Annotated in this window: 21 protein-coding genes; 10 read left to right on the forward strand and 11 right to left on the reverse strand. The window is 55.1% G+C overall.

Features of this window, described 5'->3' with window-relative positions; all coding sequences use genetic code 11:
• The first annotated feature begins 78 nt into the window (after positions 1 to 78).
• The 5 genes from phnC to TH2_RS06925 all read left to right on the forward strand — a co-directional run bounded on the left by phnC (position 79) and on the right by TH2_RS06925 (position 4,339).
• Positions 79 to 924 (forward strand): phosphonate ABC transporter ATP-binding protein, encoded by an 846-nt coding sequence (gene phnC / locus TH2_RS06905; protein ID WP_008889690.1) that lies wholly within the window; start codon positions 79 to 81, stop codon positions 922 to 924.
• Positions 925 to 994: 70 nt separating this feature from the next.
• Complete coding sequence (gene phnD / locus TH2_RS06910; RefSeq protein WP_008889691.1) at positions 995 to 2,011, forward strand: phosphonate ABC transporter substrate-binding protein; 1,017 nt, start codon at positions 995 to 997, stop codon at positions 2,009 to 2,011.
• 68 nt (positions 2,012 to 2,079) lie between these two features.
• Entirely contained in the window at positions 2,080 to 2,892 is an 813-nt protein-coding gene (gene phnE, locus TH2_RS06915; RefSeq protein WP_008889692.1) for a phosphonate ABC transporter, permease protein PhnE, read from the forward strand.
• A 2-nt stretch (positions 2,893 to 2,894) separates the two neighbouring features.
• Positions 2,895 to 3,542 (forward strand): LbetaH domain-containing protein, encoded by a 648-nt coding sequence (locus tag TH2_RS06920; RefSeq protein WP_008889693.1) that lies wholly within the window; start codon positions 2,895 to 2,897, stop codon positions 3,540 to 3,542.
• 95 nt (positions 3,543 to 3,637) lie between these two features.
• Entirely contained in the window at positions 3,638 to 4,339 is a 702-nt protein-coding gene (locus tag TH2_RS06925; protein ID WP_008889694.1) for a DUF1045 domain-containing protein, read from the forward strand.
• Positions 4,340 to 4,387: 48 nt separating this feature from the next.
• On the opposite strand, the gene phnN is transcribed toward TH2_RS06925, so the two are convergent.
• The 8 genes from phnN to phnG are packed head-to-tail and all read right to left on the reverse strand — an operon-like array spanning position 4,388 to position 10,813.
• Positions 4,388 to 4,948: a phosphonate metabolism protein/1,5-bisphosphokinase (PRPP-forming) PhnN gene (gene phnN, locus TH2_RS06930; RefSeq protein ID WP_008889695.1), complete on the reverse strand. Its 561-nt coding sequence runs from the start codon at positions 4,946 to 4,948 to the stop codon at positions 4,388 to 4,390.
• Positions 4,949 to 4,989: 41 nt separating this feature from the next.
• Positions 4,990 to 6,132, reverse strand: a complete 1,143-nt coding sequence (locus tag TH2_RS06935) for an alpha-D-ribose 1-methylphosphonate 5-triphosphate diphosphatase (protein WP_008889696.1) — start codon at positions 6,130 to 6,132, stop codon at positions 4,990 to 4,992.
• Positions 6,125 to 6,829, reverse strand: a complete 705-nt coding sequence (gene phnL, locus TH2_RS06940; RefSeq protein ID WP_040823046.1) for a phosphonate C-P lyase system protein PhnL — start codon at positions 6,827 to 6,829, stop codon at positions 6,125 to 6,127. The genes TH2_RS06935 and phnL overlap by 8 nt, the downstream gene beginning before the upstream one ends.
• Before the next feature lie 14 nt (positions 6,830 to 6,843).
• Positions 6,844 to 7,626, reverse strand: a complete 783-nt coding sequence (gene phnK / locus TH2_RS06945; RefSeq protein WP_193386501.1) for a phosphonate C-P lyase system protein PhnK — start codon at positions 7,624 to 7,626, stop codon at positions 6,844 to 6,846.
• Positions 7,626 to 8,552, reverse strand: a complete 927-nt coding sequence (locus tag TH2_RS06950; protein ID WP_008889699.1) for an alpha-D-ribose 1-methylphosphonate 5-phosphate C-P-lyase PhnJ — start codon at positions 8,550 to 8,552, stop codon at positions 7,626 to 7,628. Before TH2_RS06950 ends, phnK begins: the two co-directional genes overlap by 1 nt.
• 4 nt (positions 8,553 to 8,556) lie before the next feature.
• Positions 8,557 to 9,690 carry a carbon-phosphorus lyase complex subunit gene (locus TH2_RS06955; RefSeq protein WP_008889700.1) on the reverse strand — a complete coding sequence of 378 codons (1,134 nt, stop codon included), beginning with the start codon at positions 9,688 to 9,690 and terminating at the stop codon, positions 8,557 to 8,559.
• 2 nt (positions 9,691 to 9,692) lie between these two features.
• Positions 9,693 to 10,316 (reverse strand): phosphonate C-P lyase system protein PhnH, encoded by a 624-nt coding sequence (gene phnH, locus TH2_RS06960; protein ID WP_008889701.1) that lies wholly within the window; start codon positions 10,314 to 10,316, stop codon positions 9,693 to 9,695.
• Entirely contained in the window at positions 10,313 to 10,813 is a 501-nt protein-coding gene (gene phnG / locus TH2_RS06965) for a phosphonate C-P lyase system protein PhnG (protein WP_008889702.1), read from the reverse strand. The genes phnH and phnG overlap by 4 nt, the downstream gene beginning before the upstream one ends.
• A gap of 133 nt (positions 10,814 to 10,946) precedes the next feature.
• On the opposite strand from phnG, the gene phnF reads away from it, so the two are divergent.
• Entirely contained in the window at positions 10,947 to 11,660 is a 714-nt protein-coding gene (gene phnF, locus TH2_RS06970) for a phosphonate metabolism transcriptional regulator PhnF (RefSeq protein ID WP_008889703.1), read from the forward strand.
• 25 nt (positions 11,661 to 11,685) lie between these two features.
• On the opposite strand, the gene TH2_RS06975 is transcribed toward phnF, so the two are convergent.
• Together TH2_RS06975 and TH2_RS06980 are read right to left on the reverse strand one after the other, a co-directional pair.
• A complete protein-coding gene (locus tag TH2_RS06975; protein ID WP_008889704.1) occupies positions 11,686 to 12,321 on the reverse strand; it encodes a trimeric intracellular cation channel family protein in 636 nt (211 codons plus the stop codon).
• On the reverse strand, positions 12,318 to 13,298 hold the full coding sequence (locus tag TH2_RS06980; protein WP_008889705.1) for a LysR family transcriptional regulator: 981 nt from the start codon (positions 13,296 to 13,298) through the stop codon (positions 12,318 to 12,320). Before TH2_RS06980 ends, TH2_RS06975 begins: the two co-directional genes overlap by 4 nt.
• Positions 13,299 to 13,402: 104 nt before the next feature.
• Between TH2_RS06980 and pcaH the strand changes: the two genes are divergently transcribed.
• From pcaH to map, 4 genes are all read left to right on the forward strand, one after another.
• On the forward strand, positions 13,403 to 14,116 hold the full coding sequence (gene pcaH / locus TH2_RS06985; RefSeq protein WP_008889706.1) for a protocatechuate 3,4-dioxygenase subunit beta: 714 nt from the start codon (positions 13,403 to 13,405) through the stop codon (positions 14,114 to 14,116).
• A 3-nt stretch (positions 14,117 to 14,119) separates the two neighbouring features.
• Positions 14,120 to 14,749, forward strand: coding sequence for a protocatechuate 3,4-dioxygenase subunit alpha (gene pcaG, locus TH2_RS06990; RefSeq protein WP_008889707.1), 630 nt, complete (start codon positions 14,120 to 14,122; stop codon positions 14,747 to 14,749).
• A gap of 194 nt (positions 14,750 to 14,943) precedes the next feature.
• Entirely contained in the window at positions 14,944 to 16,614 is a 1,671-nt protein-coding gene (locus tag TH2_RS06995; RefSeq protein ID WP_008889708.1) for a GGDEF domain-containing protein, read from the forward strand.
• A 48-nt stretch (positions 16,615 to 16,662) separates the two neighbouring features.
• Positions 16,663 to 17,412 carry a type I methionyl aminopeptidase gene (map, locus tag TH2_RS07000; protein ID WP_008889709.1) on the forward strand — a complete coding sequence of 250 codons (750 nt, stop codon included), beginning with the start codon at positions 16,663 to 16,665 and terminating at the stop codon, positions 17,410 to 17,412.
• Positions 17,413 to 17,522: 110 nt separating this feature from the next.
• On the opposite strand, the gene TH2_RS07005 is transcribed toward map, so the two are convergent.
• The gene (locus TH2_RS07005) at positions 17,523 to 19,715 is read right to left on the reverse strand and encodes a malate synthase G (protein ID WP_008889710.1); all 2,193 of its coding nucleotides are present in this window, start codon (positions 19,713 to 19,715) and stop codon (positions 17,523 to 17,525) included.
• Between the last annotated feature and the right edge of the window lie 94 nt (positions 19,716 to 19,809).

The raw sequence follows: 19,809 nt of genomic DNA on the forward strand, positions 1-19,809 counted from the left end.
TAACATCAGTGTCACCGTAGAGTCGCGGTTTGTGCGTAGCTTCTTCATCCAGCGAAACACATTCAGGCGACTCTTTTGATGCTGGTTGTAGATATCTCTGGACTGAACAAAAGCTTTACCCGTGACAAGCGTGCGCTTAGCGGCGTCAAACTGCAGGTGCGGGAAGGCGAGATGGTGGCGCTGATTGGCGCATCGGGTTCGGGTAAATCCACACTGATCCGTCATATTGCCGGTTTGCTGCGCGGGGATCGCGATGGCGGCAAGATTGTCGTGTTTGGCGAAACCATTCAGGAAAATGGCAAGATTTCACGCGGTGCCCGCAAGGTGCGCTCCGAGATTGGTGTTGTTTTCCAGCAGTTCAATCTAGTTAGCCGTCTTTCGGTTCTGACCAACGTCCTGATGGGGCTTTTGGGCCGTGTGCCGGCATGGCGCGGGTCGCTTGGTCTGTTTACCAAAACCGAAAAGATGCGCGCCATGAGCGCACTTCATCGTGTTGGCATTGATGCCCATGCGTCGAAAAAGGCGCGTAACCTTTCGGGTGGTCAGCAACAGCGCGCGGCGATTGCGCGCACCATTACCCAGGGTGCCCGACTTATTCTTGCCGACGAGCCGATTGCATCGCTTGATCCGGCGTCGTCCCGTAAGGTGATGAACACGCTTGATCGCGTAAACCGCGAAGACAACGTCACCGTCATCGTATCGCTTCATCAGGTTGATTACGCAAAAGACTACTGCAAACGCACCATCGCCATGCGCGATGGTGAAGTCGTTTTTGACGGACCGTCAAGCGAACTGACGCCGCAATTCCTTCAGGAACTTTACGGCGAACATTCTTCCGAACTTTTTGCCGATGGTGCGGCAAAGGCCGCAGAGCCCGTTACACGGCCCATCGCAGAAAAGGACCTGGCTGTCGCAACAAGCTAGCCGGGCCAGTTGTCATGACTGCCTTACCTTCTCGAAACATGTCGAAATCTATTCTGACAGGGGACTTCTTATGAACGTTAAGACAATCGCATCCGCAGCATTTGCGGCAACGATGCTGGCATCCGTCGTTGCCAAGGCCGATGTTGAATTCAAGCCGCTCGAACAGGACCCGGAAACCATCGTTTTCGGTATCATTTCGACCGAATCTACTTCCAACCTCAAAGCTCAGTGGCAGCCGCTGATCGATGACATGGAAGAAGCCCTTGGCAAAGACGTCGAGGCATTCTTTGCACCGGATTATGCCGGCATCATCGAAGGCATGCGCTTTGGCAAGGTTCATGTTGGCTGGTTCGGCAACAAGTCGGCAATGGAAGCCGTTGACCGCGCCGGTGGCGAAGTTTTCGTTCAGACCTCCAAATCCGATGGTTCGAACGGTTACTACTCCCACATCATCACCCAGGCTGATAACGACAAGGTCAAAACCCTTGAAGACATGCTGAAATGTGATGGTTCGCTGAACTTCGGGATCGGTGATCCGAACTCGACCTCGGGCTTCCTGGTTCCGTCCTATTATGTCTTCGCCAAGAATGGCGTTGACCCGAAGGAATGCTTCAAGACCGTTCGGAATGCCAACCACGAAACCAACCTGATGGCGACTGCCAACAAGCAGGTTGATGTTGCTGCCAACAACTCCGAGCAGCTTGGCCGTACCAAAATGAACAAGCCGGAAATCACCGACAAGGTCAAAGTCATCTGGACCTCGCCGCTGATCCCGTCTGACCCGATGGTTTACCGTAAAGACCTGTCGCGCGAACTGAAATCCGAAATCAAGGCATTCTTCCTTGGTTACGGTCGTTTCGGCGATGTTGAAAGCGCCAAGGAAGTTCTTGCCAACAACTCCGATGGCATGGGTCTTTTCATGGAAAGCTCGAACGCACAGCTTTACCCGATCCGTCAGCTGGCCCTGTTCAAGGACAAGCTGAAAATCCAGAACACCGAAGAGCTTTCTGCTGAAGAAAAAGCAGAACGTGTTGCCGAGATCGACAAGAAACTTGCTGAACTCGACATCCTGGTTGCCTACCAGTAACCGACTTTTCGACAGGGAGTGCATCAAAGGTGCGCTCCCTGTTTGCTTTTAATTCCGGGATTTGAACGATGAACAGCAGCATTTCTTCGACATCATCTGTCGCAACGGAGCTTCCGCCGCGTGACCTTAAGCGGTCGGCATCAAGCTTCCTGCTTTGGGCGATCATCCTTGGACTTCTGGCCATGTCGTGGGAGGGGGCAGATATGCGCCCGATGGCGCTGTTTGAAAACAGCGGTAACATGGTCGACTTTGCCGAGGGCTTCTTCCCGCCCGACTTCCTGATGTGGAAGATGTATGTCGCAGAAATGTGGATCACCATCCAGATTGCGATCTGGGGCACAGCGCTTTCCATCGTTTGCTCGATCCCGTTTGGTATTCTTTCTTCTGAAAATATCGTCCCTGTCTGGGTCTATCAGCCGGTCCGTCGCCTGATGGATTCCTTCCGCGCGATCAACGAAATGGTCTTTGCCATGTTGTTCGTTGTTGCGGTCGGCCTTGGCCCGTTTGCCGGTGTCCTCGCACTTTGGATTCACACCACGGGTGTGCTTGCCAAACTGTTTTCCGAGGCGGTCGAGGCGATTGATCCCGAACCCGTCGAAGGCATTCGTGCAACGGGGGCCAATGCGCTTCAGGAAGTCATCTTTGGTGTGATCCCGCAGGTCTTGCCGCTTTGGATTTCCTATTCGCTTTACCGGTTCGAGAGCAATGTGCGTTCGGCCACCGTGCTGGGCATTGTTGGGGCCGGTGGTATCGGCATGGTGCTTTGGGAATATATCCGTGGCTTCTATTACGCGGAAACAGCGGCAGTCATGATCATCATCATTATCTCGGTCAGCCTGCTCGATATGGTGTCCCAGCGTCTGCGTAAACTGGTGACCTGATCATGGCGTTTAAGATTACGCAGGCCAAACCGGCAATGAAGGCATTGTCGGAACAGCCCACGATTGACCAAACAGCGATTGTCGTTGATTGCGAAATGGGGATCTGGACCGAAGTCGGTGCACGGACCTCGGTGCGCGAAACGAAAATGGATGATTATTCCTATGTCGTGAATGACAGCGAGATCATCTATTCCGATATCGGCAAGTTCGTGAACATCGCTGCCCATACCCGGATCAACCCGGGACAGCATCCGATGGATCGGGCGTCGATGCATCATTTTCAGTATCGCTCCAGCGCCTATGAACTGGGCGAAGATGATCCGGCCTTCTTTGACTGGCGTCGCGAAAAACGTGTGCGTCTGGAGCATGATGTCTGGATCGGACATGGCGCGATTGTCCAAGGTGGTGTCACTATCGGGATCGGTTCGGTCGTTGGGTCCGGTGCGGTGGTCACCAAGGATGTCGCGCCCTACACGATTGTGACAGGCATTCCGGCAGTCCCCCTGCGTCCCCGGTTTGAGGCAGACATCGTCGATGCGCTTATGCGTATTCGCTGGTGGGACTGGTCGCACGATATTCTGCGCGAGAGGTTGCAGGATTTCCGAACGCTTCCGGTGCGTGACTTTTGCCTGAAATACGATACGGTTTAACCGATCAATATTTCCCAATGATTTGATGGATGCCGGAGGTTAAGCTACTGACCTTCGGCGTTTCTCGCCACGTCACCCGTTTCCAGAGTTCACTCATGACCGACCAATATCAACGCTACGCGCTTTATTATGCGCCAGAACCGCAAAGCGCGTTGGGGCAGTTTGGCAATGCCTGGCTGGGGCGTGATCCGGAAACCGGAAACCAGTTGGCCCGTCCAACTGTTGCGGGCTTGACGGAAGCCGAGATTGTGGCAGCAACCACGTCGCCAAGCCGATACGGTTTTCATGGTACCCTGAAACCGCCATTCGCACTGCCAAGCGGCATGGATCGTGGCGATCTGGAAGCAGCCGTTTCGCGCCTTTGCAAAACGACTGCACCGGTAACGTGCGGGCATCTGGTCTTAAAGGCGATTGGTCGTTTTCTGGCCCTTGTTCCGACCGAACCTGTCGGGGACTTGGCCGACCTTGCGGCAACACTGGTGCGCGAACTCGATGACTTTCGCCAGCCCGAAGACGAAGCGGCAATGAACAAGCGCCGTGCTAGCGGTCTGACGGATCGGCAGGAAGCCTATCTTGTGCGCTGGGGCTATCCCTATGTCATGGAAGAATTCCGCTTCCATCTGACATTGACCAATAAACTGTCAGACGACCAGATCGATGCCTTCAAGGCGGCACTGTCCGGCTTGGTCGCACGACTGTGTCAGGAACCATTTACCGTTCGCGAAGTCTGCCTGTTTGGTGATCCGGGTGATCATAAGCCGTTCAGATTGCTGAAACGTTTCCCGTTGGCAGGATAAAAATGCTGCGCTTTCAAGGTGCAGCATTTTTGGATGGCTGAAACAGCCTCAGGCGCGGTTTGCAATTGGTTGTGGCATTTCAATTGCGTGGATGAAGCGCGCGATGCCGGTTTCAAGATCGGCATCATTATCAACATGAACAACATGATCGCCATCGATCTGATAGGCGGATGCGCGTGCAAGCCGGCGTTCGATATCAAGGGCATCTTCGCGCCCGCGAGCCTCAAGCCGTTTGCGCAATGCCTCGCTGCTGGCGCTGATGCTGATCACCCGCACGTTGTTTTGCCCGACAAGGGCACAGGCATCGCCAATGACGCTGCGCGATACATTGACGATGACGGTTTTGCCGGCCTCGACCTCACCAAGAACATGGCGCGGGATGCCGTATCCCAGATCATGGGCCATCCAGCTCAGCAGGAACGCCCCCTGACGTGCCATTTGCCCGAAATCTTCGGGCCGGACGGGGATGTGTGTTTCTCCGACCGATCCGGCCGGGCGGGTGATGCAGCGCCGTGGAAAGCAGAACTGCTTGTCATCAGCCAGTCTTTCGCGCGCCGCATCGAGAAGGGTGTCCTTGCCAACACCACTTGGGCCGACGACAAGGACCAAAAGTCCGTATCCTGATCTGCAAGTATGTGCTGGCGCCCCGGTCATGACACCCGCACGCCTTCGCGCCAGACACCGCGCACAATTGGGTGGTGCGGCGAATGATGCACACGGATCAGATCACCACGTTTGCCAACCGCGATCTCCCCGCGATCATCAAGCCCGACCTGGGTCGCCGGATTAAGCGACACCGTGCGAATGGCCCGTGGCAGATCGTAGCCTTCGAACTCGTCAAACAGCTTCATCGCACCGTGCAAAAGACTGTGCGGGACATAGTCGCTTGATATGATGTCGAGGTAACCCTGCTTTGCCAGCTCGCCTGCCGCAACATTGCCGCTGTGCGATCCGCCGCGCACAAGGTTCGGGCCACCCATCATCACACCAAGCCCACCTTCATGGGATGCCTTGGCGGCTTCAAGCGTGGTGGGGAATTCGGCAACGGTCATTTTGTCTGCAACCGCCTCGGCGACGTGTTCGGTGGTGGCGTCATCGTGGCTTGCAAGTGCAAGGCCCTTGGCATGGGCCTGTTCGACCACATGGCGGCGGTGCTTTTCGGAATAAAGCTCTGCATCGCGACGGCGGGTGGCGATGAATTTGCGCATTTCCTCGTCGTTCAGGCCGTATTTGCCCTGATAGTAGGTGTAATAGGCATCAAGACTGACGAACTGGCGCTGACCCGGTGTGTGATCCATCACCGAAAGCATGCTGACCAGTGGCAGGTCGATCAATTGACCAAGGGCCTCGACCATGCCGGGGAAGGACGTTTCGCAGCGCAGATGCAGTTTATGGTCCGCGCGCAGCAATGCATTTTCCAGTGCGTGTTCAAGGGCATTGACCGATTCAATCAGTCTGACAATGCGTTCTGACCCTTCATTGACATCACCGATGGATACCGCATCAAACACGGTGGTGATCCCGGCACTGGCGACCTGATTGTCATGGGCAACCACGGCGGCTGTTGCCGGCCAACGCGTTTTGGGGCGCGGGGTAAGATGTTTGTCGAGATTGTCGGTATGGAGCTCGACCAGACCCGGCATCAGGTAATCGCCACCCATGTCCTCTGCCCCTGGCAGGTTGGACGGACGATCAGAAATATCGCTGATCTTGCCGTCCTTGACCTGCACGGCGCCATCAATGACTTCATTGGCCAGAACGAGTTTGGCATTGGTAAAAATCTGTTCAGTCATTGGCCCCAACTTTAAACGAAGTCACATCAAACGACCCGGTGCAGACGGCATCACGGGTTTCGTGGTCATGGAAAATACCGGCAATCGCGGCCCCACGGCTTTTGGCTTCTTCAATCAGCGCCAGAACTGTGGCGCGATTTTGGGCGTCAAGCGATGCGGTCGGTTCATCAAGTAGCATGATCGGATAATCGGCAATAAAGCCACGCGCAATATTCACACGTTGTTGTTCCCCACCCGAAAAGGTCAGTGGCGAAAGCTGCCAAAGACGTTCCGGTATGCGAAGGCGTGTCAAAAGATCGCGTGCCTTGTCAGTGGCGGTCTTGCGATCCGTGCCAAGGGCCACCAGCGGTTCGGCAACGATATCAAGGGTCGGTACACGCGGTATCACGCGTAGAAACTGCGAAACATAGCCCAGCGTACGCTTGCGGATTTCCAGTATCGAATGCGGGCTGGCAGTGGTGATATCAAGCCAGTCGCCATCATGGAACACCTTAATAGAGCCCTGAGAGCATGTGTAATTGGCATAAAGCATGCGCATGAAGGTACTTTTCCCCGATCCGGATTCACCGGTCAGCGCGATGCATTCACCAGCCGAAAGCATGAATTCAACGCCCTCAAAAACCGGGATGGTCACGCTGCCCTGTGTGTGCAGGGTAAAGCTTTTGGCGACGTTTTGAGCATGAAGCATTTCAGACATTTTCTTCGCCCCGGTCAGTTTTGCAGAATGGAAGAAACAAGCAGCTGCGTATAGGGATGCTGCGGGTCATCAAGAACCTGATCGGTCAGGCCATGTTCAATGACCTTGCCCTGTTGCATCACCATCAGCCGGTGCGAAAGAAGTCGTGCCACTGCCAAATCGTGGGTGACGATGATCACCGCAAGATTAAGATCGTGAACCAGCCCGCGCAGCAGATCGAGCAATCTGGCCTGAACAGAAACATCAAGCCCACCCGTGGGTTCGTCCATAAAGACGAGGCGCGGGCTGGTTACGAGGTTGCGGGCAATCTGCAAGCGTTGCTGCATGCCGCCCGAAAAGGTTGATGGCAGATCATCAAGGCGCTCGGACGCAATTTCGACTTTGCCAAGCCAGCTGTCCGCATTGCTGCGGATGTTGCCATAATGACGATCACCAATCGCCATCAGCCGTTCGCCAATGTTGGCCCCGGCACTGACATTCATACGCAATCCATCACGCGGGTTCTGATGCACAAACGCCCAATCGGTGCGCATCAAGAGGCGACGCTGGGCTTCGGACATCTGATAGACATCGCGCACGCCATCAATGCGGGTTTGGTATTCAACCGTTCCCTTCGTCGGTTCCTGCTGGGCGGAAATGCTGCGCAGCAAAGTGGACTTGCCAGATCCGGATTCCCCAACGATGCCAAGAACTTCACCGGGACGGAGTTCAAAGCTGACATCCTTGCAGCCAACCCGGTCGCCATACATCATGGTCAGGTTATCCACGCGCAGAAGCGGTTCGTTCATTTGGGTCATTATTCTGCTGCCTTCCCGCGATCTGCGGTGCCAAGGGGTTGGTCATGATGTTGCGGGCCGCGATGGCCGGCTTCCTGTCGTTCCGCGCAGTAATCGGTGTCCGAGCAGACAAACATCCGATTGCCCTGATCATCGAGGATAACCTCATCAAGGTAACTGTCGCGGGCACCGCACATGCCGCATTCGTCTTCCCAGGTCTGAACTTCGAACGGATGATCTTCGAAATCGAGGCTTTTGACCTTGGTGTAGGGCGGCAGGGCATAGATGCGCTTTTCGCGACCGGCCCCAAAAAGCTGAAGGGCTGCCATATTGTTCATTTTCGGATTGTCGAACTTTGGCGTTGGCGACGGGTCCATCACATAGCGATCATCGACCATAACCGGATAGGCATAGGTGGTCGCGATATGACCATGACGTGAGATATCTTCATAAAGCTTCACATGCATCAGGCCGTATTCTTCAAGCGCGTGCATCTTGCGCGTTTCGGTTTCGCGCGGCTCAAGGAAGCGAAGCGGTTCGGGGATCGGCACCTGATAGACCAGCACCTGATCTTCGCGCAGTTCCTTTTCGGGAATGCGGTGGCGGGTCTGAATGATCGATGCCTCGGCGGTCTTCTCCGTGGTGGCCACCTGTGCGGTCTTGGCAAAGAACTGCCGTATGGAAACCGCGTTGGTGGTGTCATCCGCCCCCTGATCAATGACCTTAAGCGTATCATTCGGGCCGATTACGGCGGCTGTTACCTGAACACCGCCTGTACCCCAGCCATACGGCATCGGCATTTCGCGCCCGGCAAACGGCACCTGATAGCCCGGGATCGCCACGGCCTTAAGCAGGGCACGCCGGATCATGCGTTTGGTCTGTTCATCAAGATAGGCAAAGTTATAGTCCGGTGCTCCGTCGGCCGGATTTTTGACAGTCTGTTCCATGGGATTACTCCGCGGCCTCAGGTTGGGATGTGCCATTCTCAGTTTCCGACTTTGCCAGACGTTCCTCGACCTCGGCGCGCATACGGCGCACCAGTTCAAGTTCGCCCTGGAAATCGACATAGTGTGGTAGCTTGATATGTTCGACAAAGCCGGTGGACTGGACATTGTCGCTATGTTCCATCACGAACTCGCTGTCCTGTGCCGGGCCCATGATCTGTTCGCCCATTTCATTGGCGCGCATGGCACGATCGACCAGTGCCATCGAAATGGCCTTGCGTTCGTTCTGACCAAACACAAGACCATAGCCACGGGTGAATTGCGGCAGCTTGGTTTTTGATCCCTTGAACTTGTTGACCGTCTCGCACTCGGTCAGTTCGATGTCACCGATATCAATTGCAAAGCCGAGTTCTTCGGGTTCGATTTCGATCGAAACGGTGCCATAGCGGATTTCGCCGACAAAGGCATGGCTGTTGGCATAGCCGCGCTGGGTGGAATAGCCGAGTGCCAGAACAAATCCCTCATCCCCGCGTGACAGGTTCTGCAAACGCAAGTCACGCCCGGCCGGGAATTTGACCGGCTCGCGGGTCAGATCGGCAACCGGGGCATTTTCATCAACCGGAACCGGTTCATCCTGAATAAGACCTTCATAGTTCAGGATGTCATCAAGAACGCGCGGCATGTTCTCATCGATCGGATTTTCACCACTCGGCGCCTCGGTCGGTACTTCGCCGTTGGCCATCAGCGTGAAATCCAGCAGGCGATGCGTGTAATCAAAGGTCGGGCCCAGGATCTGCCCGCCGGGCAGGTCCTTGAAGGTTGCCGAAATGCGACGTGAAACATCCATCTCGGCGGTTTTGATCGGTTTGGAAAAGGCAAAACGCGGCAGCGTCGTGCGATAGGCCCGCATCAAAAAAATCGCCTCGATCAAATCACCACGGGCCTGCTTGATGGCAAGAGCGGCCAGATCGCGATCATAAAGCGACCCTTCGGCCATGACGCGGGTGACGGACAGCGACAGTTGCTGTTCGATCTGATCAGTTTCGATTTCGGCAATGTCCGTATCGCCCCGGCGCTGCTCGGCCAGAAGCTTGTGCGCATTGTTGATGGCGCGTTCGCCACCTTTTACTGCAACATACATGATTAATTGACCTCGATCCGGGTGGTGCGTGACAGGGCGGCGATCTGGGTTTCGCTTGCGAAAATCACATCAACACCGCACGGAAACAGGTGATGGTTTTCTGCGCGCCATGCATGGAAGCTTGCGGGCAGGCCCTTGATGCTAAGGCTATGCGTATCCTTGATGCCCGGCCCCTTTAGGGTCATGGACGGGCGATCTGAAATCTCATCAACCATCAGGATCAGGGTTGCCGATTGATCCGGGTATTCCGCATTGCCAACGGCAAGATCGGTGACAAAGGACAGATCGTCGGAAATGCGCGCAATTGCAAAATCGGCCTGTTTGACATCCGTGCTGATCGGACAACCACAATGGAATTTCAAATGATTGCCCGCGGCCTTGGTCGCGCAACTTGGCGATAGCCAGATGGTCGTATCCATATCTGCCATGGCAAGAAGCGTTGCAGTGGCGGCTTTGTTCAGGCCATCGGGTGCGGAAACACTGACCGGCAAATCATAAATGCGACCGGGCCGTGACATCGCATCAAGCAGGGCGCGGAAAACAGCGTTTGAATCAAATGCTGCATGGTCAAAACCGGGCAGCATTTCGCTTGTCTGGGCGGGGGCTGATTGGGGTTGGGGCGTCATTCGTCTTCTCCGCGGACAAGTGTGAAGAAATCAACTTTGGTGGCGGCAACCTTGCGGGCATGATCGCGTTTGGCCGCGGCCTGTTCGGCGGCCAGGGTGTCGATGAAATCGCTTGCCGATCCGTCGCGCAGCATCACCGCATCAAACAGGGCGGCATATTGCGCCTGAATGCGATCACGTCCCTTGACGTAGGAATGCCCGACGGTGCCATCTGACAGCGTGACGGCACAACGCGTCACGGTCATTTCACCAAGGTTGAAACGCTGCCCGGCACCACCAGCGCGGCCGCGTACCATCACCATGCCGATTTGCGGTTCGCGCAGGTGTGTCCAGCTTTCATTACCGTGATTTTCCGACCATTCGGTTTCAAGGCGGGCACGGGATGTGCGGGCCAGAACCGACATCCATTTTTGGCGCGCGGCAATATGCGGATCGGTGGGGGTGTCTGCATTCCGGTTTTGATCTGTCCGGGCATTCGGGGCGGGGTGCGCCGTCATCAAACTGATCCCTTTTCAACTTATGTCGACAAATTCAAAATTTGTCTAGACGTCTATACCTATTGACGTTATAAGACGATCCAGCACCAAAGGCAAAGGTCTTGCGGTGAAAGTTTTGTGAACGGGGAATGCAATGGATTGGGAACCGGGCCTATCTATTTGGAAGCAAATAGAAAAGCAGCTTCTGGCTGATATCTCTGACGGCGTTTTCACACCGGGCGAAAAGATGCCGACCGAGATGGAATTGGTCCGGCGTTTTGGGGTGAATCGCCATACGGTGCGCCGCGCCATGGCCGCACTTGTCGATTCCAATGTTGTCCGTGTCGAACAGGGGCGCGGCGCCTTTGTTCAGGAACAGATCCTTGACTACCCGCTTGGTTCCAAGACCAGGTTTTCGCAGATCGTATCGGGCCGCCATCGCTTGCCCGACAAACGCCTGATCTCGTCCGAGGTCCTCAAAGCCAATTCGACCATCGCGCAGTTCCTCGATGTCAAACCGGGCACGCGGGTGATCGAGTTGTTTTCGGTATCCGAGGCCGACGGTGTCCCGCTTGCGGTTGCGACAAGTTATCTTCCGGCCGCGCGCTTTGACGGCATTGTCGAGATATTTGTCGAAACCAAATCGCTCACAGAAGCCTTCAAACGCTTCGGGATTGATGATTACACACGAAAGACCACGCGCATTTCGGCAACGCTTCCGTCATCACGTGTTGCCAACCTTCTTAAACAGGCGCGCAATCGACCGGTGATTTCGACGGAAAGTGTCGATGTTGATTCCGCTGGTGCGCCAATCGAATACGGTGTGACCGCCTTTTCAAGCGACCGGGTTCAGTTGATCGTTGAGTAGGGAATGGGACAGCGGGTGTGCTGCCCTAGTATTCCCGACCCGGACGGGCCCTGTAGACCGGGAAGCTTAGCTTGAACTTGATCGCACATGCCCGCATCAGGAATGCGGCAAAGAACGCAATCACGGCAATCGGCCCGCGCGGCAAATCAAGGATCGCTGTGCCAATCACATAGATCCCTGCACCGACCAGCGCACAGGTGATATAAATCTCCGGGCGCAGAATCAGCGGGATTTCATTACAGACAACATCACGCACCATCCCGCCAAAGGTGGCCGTGATCATGCCCAGAACGATTGCGACCAACGGGGATACGCCCAGATTAAGGCCGATGGCGGCCCCGGTGACCCCGAACACTGCCAACCCCAGCGCATCGAGCCACAGCAAGGCAACATAACGTCGTTCAACCAGATGGGCGGTGAAGTATGTGATGACGGCAGCCCCGATGCAGGTCACAAGCCAGGTGGTATCGCGTATCCAGAAAACCGGTGTTGCCCCGGTAATGACATCGCGAACAGTGCCGCCGCCAATGCCGGTAAAGGTCGCAATCAGGACAAATCCGACCATGTCCATCTGGCGACGGGATGCCTCAAGCGCGCCGGTAATCGCAAAAACGGCGACCCCTGCCAGTTCAAGCCAATAGATGATTTCGGTAATCGTCATGATGTCCTTTGCGGGGCTTGCCCGTGATCTGTGGGTTGCGAAACGGGGTGTTCTATCGGCATGCGCAATCTGGCTGCGGCAACATCTTCAAGCTGTTCACGTAACCAAAGATGCGATGGATCGTGCTGATAGCGTTGGTGCCAACACATGAAAATAGGAAGATCAAGCGTGCCCTTTTTTAGACCCGCGAGCGGCATCGGCGCACGTGCAAAATCACGCAGCGCATGTTTTTGCAGAAGGCTTGGCAAGGTTGCGATCATATTGCTTCCGCGCAGGAATTCGGCAATGGCGGTAAAGTTCGGTACCCGCAAAGCGATGTTGCGTTCTACACCATGATTTTCAAGCATGTCGTCAAACTCAAGCGTGCGGTTATTGCCATAGCGCACCGTGATATGGCGCGCGGACAGATAATCATCATCGCTTTGCGGGGCGTCGCGCATATCCGGATCATAAAACACCATGTAATGATCGGTCAGAAGACGCTTTTGCACGATATCCACACCTTCGGGTGGCCGCGGCGAAATCAGAAGGTCGCAATGATTTTCACGCAACAAGGCCGGTCCGGGCAGAAGGGACGGCACCACCGTCATCCGGATATTAGCAAGCGCGCTTTCCAGATTGCGAAACAGTGTTGGCAACAAAAGATCACGCTGCAGATCGTTGGCGGCAATGGTCAGGCTCATGGATGCGCCATCGGGTTCGAAATGCGCACCACTGGCAAAGGCCTGCATCTGATCAAGAAGAAACCGCGCCTGTTCGGCCAGATTTTGTGCATGCGCGGTTGCCACGATCCCGCGCCCGGATTTGGTGAAAAGCGGATCGCGCATGATCCGGCGCAATTTGGTCAAGTTGTGGCTGACCGCCGATTGCGTCACGCCAAGCCGTTCGGCGGCAGCCGTGACCGACCCTTCTTCAAGAACGGCCAGAAACAGACGCAACGCATGGCCGTCCAGTTCCAAATGATCAAAATTGCTCATGAGTAAGATGATAAATGATGCATTTATTTTATGCAATTGGCCGCGCAGGATGCGTTTAACGCGGACATTCAATAGTCCGGAGCATCATCTGCGGAGGAAAAATCATGGAATTCTATCAGCGTGACAGAACGCTGCAGCCAGCAGGCTACACCCCGATCTACAAGACATCGGTTGCGCGTTCCCCGCGCCAGTCGCTGCTGTCGCTGCAAGGATCCTTGTCGGAAATTACCGGTCCGGTTTTCGGTCAGAACGAACTGGGGCCACTTGATAACGATTTGGTCCGAAACTACGCCAAGGATGGCGATCCGATTGGCGAACGTATCATCGTGCATGGGCGGGTTCTGGATGAAAACAACCGTCCGGTACCCAATACGCTGGTCGAATTCTGGCAGGCCAATGCCGGAGGACGCTATCGCCACAAAAAAGATACCTATCTGGCGCCGATTGATCCGAACTTTGGCGGCTGTGGCCGGGCGCTGACCGATGAAAACGGTTACTACTTTTTCCGTACCATCAAGCCGGGTCCGTATCCATGGCGCAACTACGTCAACAGCTGGCGTCCGGCCCATATCCATTTTTCGGTATTCGGGTCCGGCTTTGCCCAGCGCCTGATCACCCAGATGTATTTCGAAGGCGATCCATTGATAAAGGAGTGTCCGATTGTGCATGTCATCCCGGACGAGGATGCGATCAACCGCCTGATAGCGCCGATTGATCTCAAGGGCTCGGTGCCGCTTGATACCATTGCCTACAAGTTTGACATCGTCCTGCGCGGCCGTCGTTCGACCCTGTTTGAAAACCGTCTGGAAGGAAACTGATCCATGGTGCAAAGCCTTGATTATCTCAAAGAAACCGCCTCCCAGACGGCGGGCCCGTATGTTCATATCGGGCTCATTCCCAATCAGGCCGGTTTTGACATTTTTGAAAACAACTTCACCAACCTTCTGGCCGATGAAAACACCCGTGGGGAACGGATCATCATCGAAGGGCGGGTGATTGATGGTACCGGAACGCCACTGCGTGATGCGCTGCTTGAAATCTGGCAGGCCAATGCAGACGGGCGCTACAACCATGAACTTGATCGTCAGAATTCTGGCAAAATCGATGAGGATTTCCGCGGCTGGGGCCGGACGGGAACGGATTTCGATACTGCCGTCTATCGCTTTGAAACCATCAAGCCAGGTGTGGTTTCCGGTCGCAATGGCAAAGACATGGCGCCGCATATCAACTTCTGGATCGTGGCACGGGGTATTAATATCGGGCTGAATACCCGGATGTATTTCGCCGACGAACAAGATTCGAATGCGGCTGATCCTGTTCTGAACCTGATCGAACAGAAAACCCGTCGCAAGACCCTGATTGCTGATCGTGATGACAGTGGACCGATCCCGGTCTACCGGTTTGACATCATCTTGCAGGGCGATGGCGAAACCGTGTTTTTTGACATCTAACAGCGCTTAAAACTGTATGGGTAATGCGGCGACCGCTCTTTGCGGTTGCCGTATTTTTGTTCAATCAACTACTTAAAAAGCCGTCTGCTGATTCTTATATTCACGTTCATAAAAGCGGTGTGGTAAAACAACCGCTGCTGAGGGTTTCAAAAACAAAAAGAAGACCCCGGCAATGGAGAGTGAGAGGATCAGCCTTGAACAAGTTGTTACAGGTCGGAATCCGCGTGCAAGTAGCTCTGGCAACAGCGCTGCTACTGGTTGGCCTGACCGTACTGATGAGCTTTGTGATCGGAAAGCGATCCGGTGCTGATCTGCAAAAGCAGATTGGTCTGGGTGTTTCTGATATTGCCCGTCAGATGGCTGATGAACTTGACCGTATCATGTGGACCCACCGTGGCGAGGTTTCGGTCCTAAGCACGCTCTCTGTCCTGCAAGAGCTCGAAGATACCCAACAGATTTCAAGCATCGTCAATCGCCTAAGCCGCGAAATCCCGATCTTTACCTGGATAGGTGTGCTTGATCGCGACGGGACGGTGGTTGCGTCGACGAACGACTTGTTACTCGGGGCGAATATCGCGCAGCGCCCAGTGTATCAGTATGGCAAGAACGGACAGTTTATCGGTGATGTTCACGATGCGAAATTGCTGGCTGAAAAATTCCCGCTTTATAACGGGGAGCCGATCCAGTTTGTCGATATTGCCGTTCCCCTGTTCAACAAAAACGATCAGTTCACCGGCGTATTTGCCACCCATCTGAGTTGGGAATGGGCCGATAATGTCCGCAAAACACTTTTTGCCGGGCAGGGGATCCATCGGGATGTCGATATATTTGTCGTATCTGCCGATGGCACTGTTCTTTTGGGGGCGGACGGGGCGATGGTCGGCTCATCGCTTGAACTTGATGCTCTGCAGCAGGCGCAGCGCAACAATATCGGATGGAAGATCAGCACTTGGCCGGATGGCGCAGAGTATCTGACGGGCTATGCCCCGGCCGACGGTCACCTTGATTATGCCGGTCTGAACTGGTCAATTCTGGTGCGTCAGCCCGTCGAAGAGGCGCTTGAGCCGGTGTATGTCCTGCGCCGCGACATCATGGCGTGGGGGTTGGTGTTAAGTATCGTCTCCAGCGTGATTGCATGGTGGGGGGCTGGTTTCTTTGTTGGACCGATCGGCAAGATGGCCCGTTCGATCGAGGCGATGAAACGTGGCGAAATTGAACGTCTTCCCGATTTTGATGGCGCAAGAGAAATCAAAATCCTGTCAAACAGCCTCAATGCGTTGCTTGCCAAGCTGACGGAAAAGGACGCAGCCCTTGGCCAGATGGAACACATTGCCCATCACGATAACCTGACCGGACTTGGCAACCGTTTGGCGCTTGATGTCTATTTCGAACATGCACTTGCCCATGCTGATCGCCAGAAGACCCAACTTGCGGTCATGATGCTTGATCTTGATGACTTTAAACCGATCAATGACAAGTTCGGTCACTCAGCTGGCGATGATGTCCTGCGCGAGGTCGCAAAACGGTTGCGCCGTTGTGTGCGCGGTGGCGATCTGGTTGTGCGTCTCGGTGGGGATGAGATGGTGGTGGTGTGTCATGTCGGAACGAGTGGCGAGGGTGAAGCCGCAATGTTGGCCGAACGGATTTTGAACGACATCCAGATGCCCTTTATTACCGGCGGCAATCGTGTTTCCATTCATATGAGCATCGGCATTGCCATTTGTCCGGTGCACGGCAAAACCATCGACGTGCTTCTTGATCAGGCGGATGATGCCCTTTATGCCGCCAAGGCGCGCGGCAAGAACTGTTATGTGCTTGCGTCTGATGATGGTGAGCCGTCCGGCAGCAAGTCGTCGCTGGCGTGAAATGCGGGTTTTCTTGACTTTGTCTCAGGGCATCGCAATAAGCATTTCATGACAATTTCATCCGAAAAAGAACTCGAACAATTGCGCAAGATCGGGCGGATCTGTGCCCGTGCGCGCGATGTCATGGGGGCGGCTATTGTCCCGGGGATTACAACTGCCGAGCTTGATGATATCGGCCGCAAGGTTCTTGAGGATGCCGGTGCGGTTTCAGCACCGGAAAGCGAATACAAGTTCCCCGGTGCGACCTGCATCAGTGTGAATGATGCGGTTGCGCATGGTATTCCCGGTGATCAGGTTCTGGCTGATGGTGATCTGGTCAATATCGATGTTTCGGCATCGCTTGATGGCTATTTTTCCGATACCGGTGCCAGCTTCATCTGCGGCACGGCAAAGCCCGAAATTGCAAAGCTGTGCGAAGACGGCAAGAAAGCGATGTGGGCGGGCATCAAGGTGGTGCGTGACAAGGCGCCGATCCGCGAGATCGGGCTTAAGATCGAAATGTTCGCCCGCAAGGGTGGCTATACCCTGATCCGCAATCTTGCCAGCCACGGCATTGGCAAGTCGCTGCATGAACATCCCCACACCATCCCGACCTGGGATGACCCCAAGGAACGCCGTGCCCTTAAAAAGGGGCAGGTGATTACCATCGAACCGTTTCTGTCACGTGGCGCGAAATGGGCCCTTGATAGCGAAGATGGCTGGACGCTGTATGCCGATACCGGTGACGCAACCGTGCAGTACGAGCACACCCTTGTTGTCACCGAAAAGGGCTATGAAATCATGACGCTGGGAAACTGATCCCGTTTAAAATGTTGCAGTTCATGCTGCAGCATTTCTTGCAACATAAAAGCCGCCCGAATGTGTCGGGCGGCTTTTGTTTTGTGTGTGTTTGATATGCGGTGTCGCGATTACGAACCGTATTTTGCCTTGGCTTCGCGACGGCGCGCATGCAGGACCGGTTCAGTGTAGCCGTTTGGCTGTTCGCGGCCCTTGAAGACCAGATCACAGGCCGCCGCAAAGGCGATGCTGTCATCAAAGTTCGGGGCCATGTTGCGATAGGTCGGGTCACCGGCATTCTGTTTGTCGACGACGGCGGCCATCCGCTTCATGGTTTCCGTCACCTGTTCTTCGCTGCACAGGCCATGATGGAGCCAGTTGGCGATATGTTGGCTTGAAATACGCAGCGTCGCTCGGTCTTCCATCAGGCCGACATCGTTGATGTCTGGCACCTTGGAACAGCCGATCCCGCTATCGATCCAGCGCACAACATAACCCAGAATGCCCTGGGCATTGTTATCAAGCTCTTCCTGGATTTCGCTTGGCATCGGTTTGATGTCACCCAGACGCGGGATCGCCAGAATGTCATCAAGGCTTGCGCGTTCGCGTTTGCCAATCTCGTCCTGAACCGCACGGACATCAACCTGATGATAGTGGATGGCATGCAGGGTTGCTGCGGTCGGTGACGGGACCCAGGCGCATTTCGCGCCGGCCTTGGGATGGCCGATCTTGGCTTCCATCATTTCGGCCATCCGGTCCGGTTTGGCCCACATGCCCTTGCCGATCTGGGCAACGCCCTTCATGCCGCATTCAAGACCGATATCAACGTTCCAGTTTTCATAGGCCGCGATCCAGTACTGGTCTTTCATCGCTTCCTTGCGGACCATCGGGCCAGCTTCCATGCTGGTATGGATTTCATCACCGGTACGGTCAAGGAAGCCGGTATTGATAAAGACCACACGGTCCTTGGCAGCACGGATGCATTCCTTGAGGTTGACCGTCGTGCGGCGTTCCTCATCCATGATGCCGACCTTAAGGGTATGTTCCGGCAGATCAATCGCCTTCTCGACAAAGGCAAACAGATCGTTGGTCAGCGTGACTTCTTCGGGGCCGTGCATTTTCGGCTTCACGATATAGACGCTGCCATGGCGGGAGTTCGAAAGTTCGCTATTGCCAATCACATCATGCTTGGCGATCAGGCTGGTGACCATGGCATCAAGGAAGCCTTCCGGGACTTCGTCGCCATTGGCATCAAGCACCGCATCCGTGGTCATCAGGTGACCAACATTACGGATCAGCATCAGGCTGCGGCCCGGCAGGACAACTTCAGTCCCGTCAAAGCCCTGATAGGTCCGGTCCGGGTTCAGACGACGGGTGATCGTCTTGCCGCCTTTTTCGAACTTTTCTTCAAGCGTGCCTTTCATCAGGCCTAGCCAGTTGCGATAGGCAACGGTCTTGTCCTCGGCATCCACGGCAGCAATCGAATCTTCGCAATCCTGAATGGTACTGACCGCAGATTCCAGAATGACATCGCACACACCCGCGGCATGTTCCTTGCCAATCGGATGCGTCGGATCGATATGGATTTCGATATGCAGGCTGTGACGGCGCAGCAAGACATCGGTCAGCTTGCCGTCCTTTTCGTTGTACCCGATGAACTGGGATGGCAGCTCAAGTGCGGTTTCGCTGCCATCCGAAAGGGTGACAACCAGCGTCCACCAGCCAGATGCGTCTTCGCGCACTTCATATTTCGTGGCATCGGCATGTTTGCCGGTTGCAAGCGGGGCGGCTTCATCAAGGAAGTTCGCGGCATAAGCCACAACCGCAGCACCGCGTTTCGGATTGAATGACTTGGTCTTTTCCTTGCCGTCGGCTTCGTCGATGACATCGGTGCCATACAGCGCATCATAAAGGCTGCCCCAGCGTGCATTGGCGGCATTCAGCGCATAGCGCGCGTTCATCACCGGCACGACAAGCTGCGGACCTGCCACCCGGCCAATCTCCGGATCGACATGGGTGGTGGTGATATAGAAATCATCGCCTTCGGGCAGCAGATAACCGATCTCGGTCAGGAATTCCTTGTAGGCGGCCGGGTCGCGTGGCTGATCCTGACGCGACAGATGCCAGTGGTCGATCTTGGCCTGCAATTCGTCTCGCTTTGCCAGCAGCGCCTTGTTGCGTGGTCCAAGTTCAGTGACGAGCTTTTCAAAGGATGCCCAGAACTGATCGGAACTGATCCCGGTTCCCGGAATGACTTCGTTGGCCACCAGATCGTGCAGCACTTTTGCAATCTGAAGTCCACCTTCTTGGATGCGTTGGGTCATGTTTTCTCTCACCAGACTTGGAACTGTTTCGGGCGATTAATATGGCTTTGCCGACGAACACACAAAGCGCGGCAAAGGCAACTCGCTTATCGTT

Source organism: Thalassospira profundimaris WP0211 (genome assembly GCF_000300275.1).
GTDB classification, from domain to species: domain Bacteria; phylum Pseudomonadota; class Alphaproteobacteria; order Rhodospirillales; family Thalassospiraceae; genus Thalassospira; species Thalassospira profundimaris.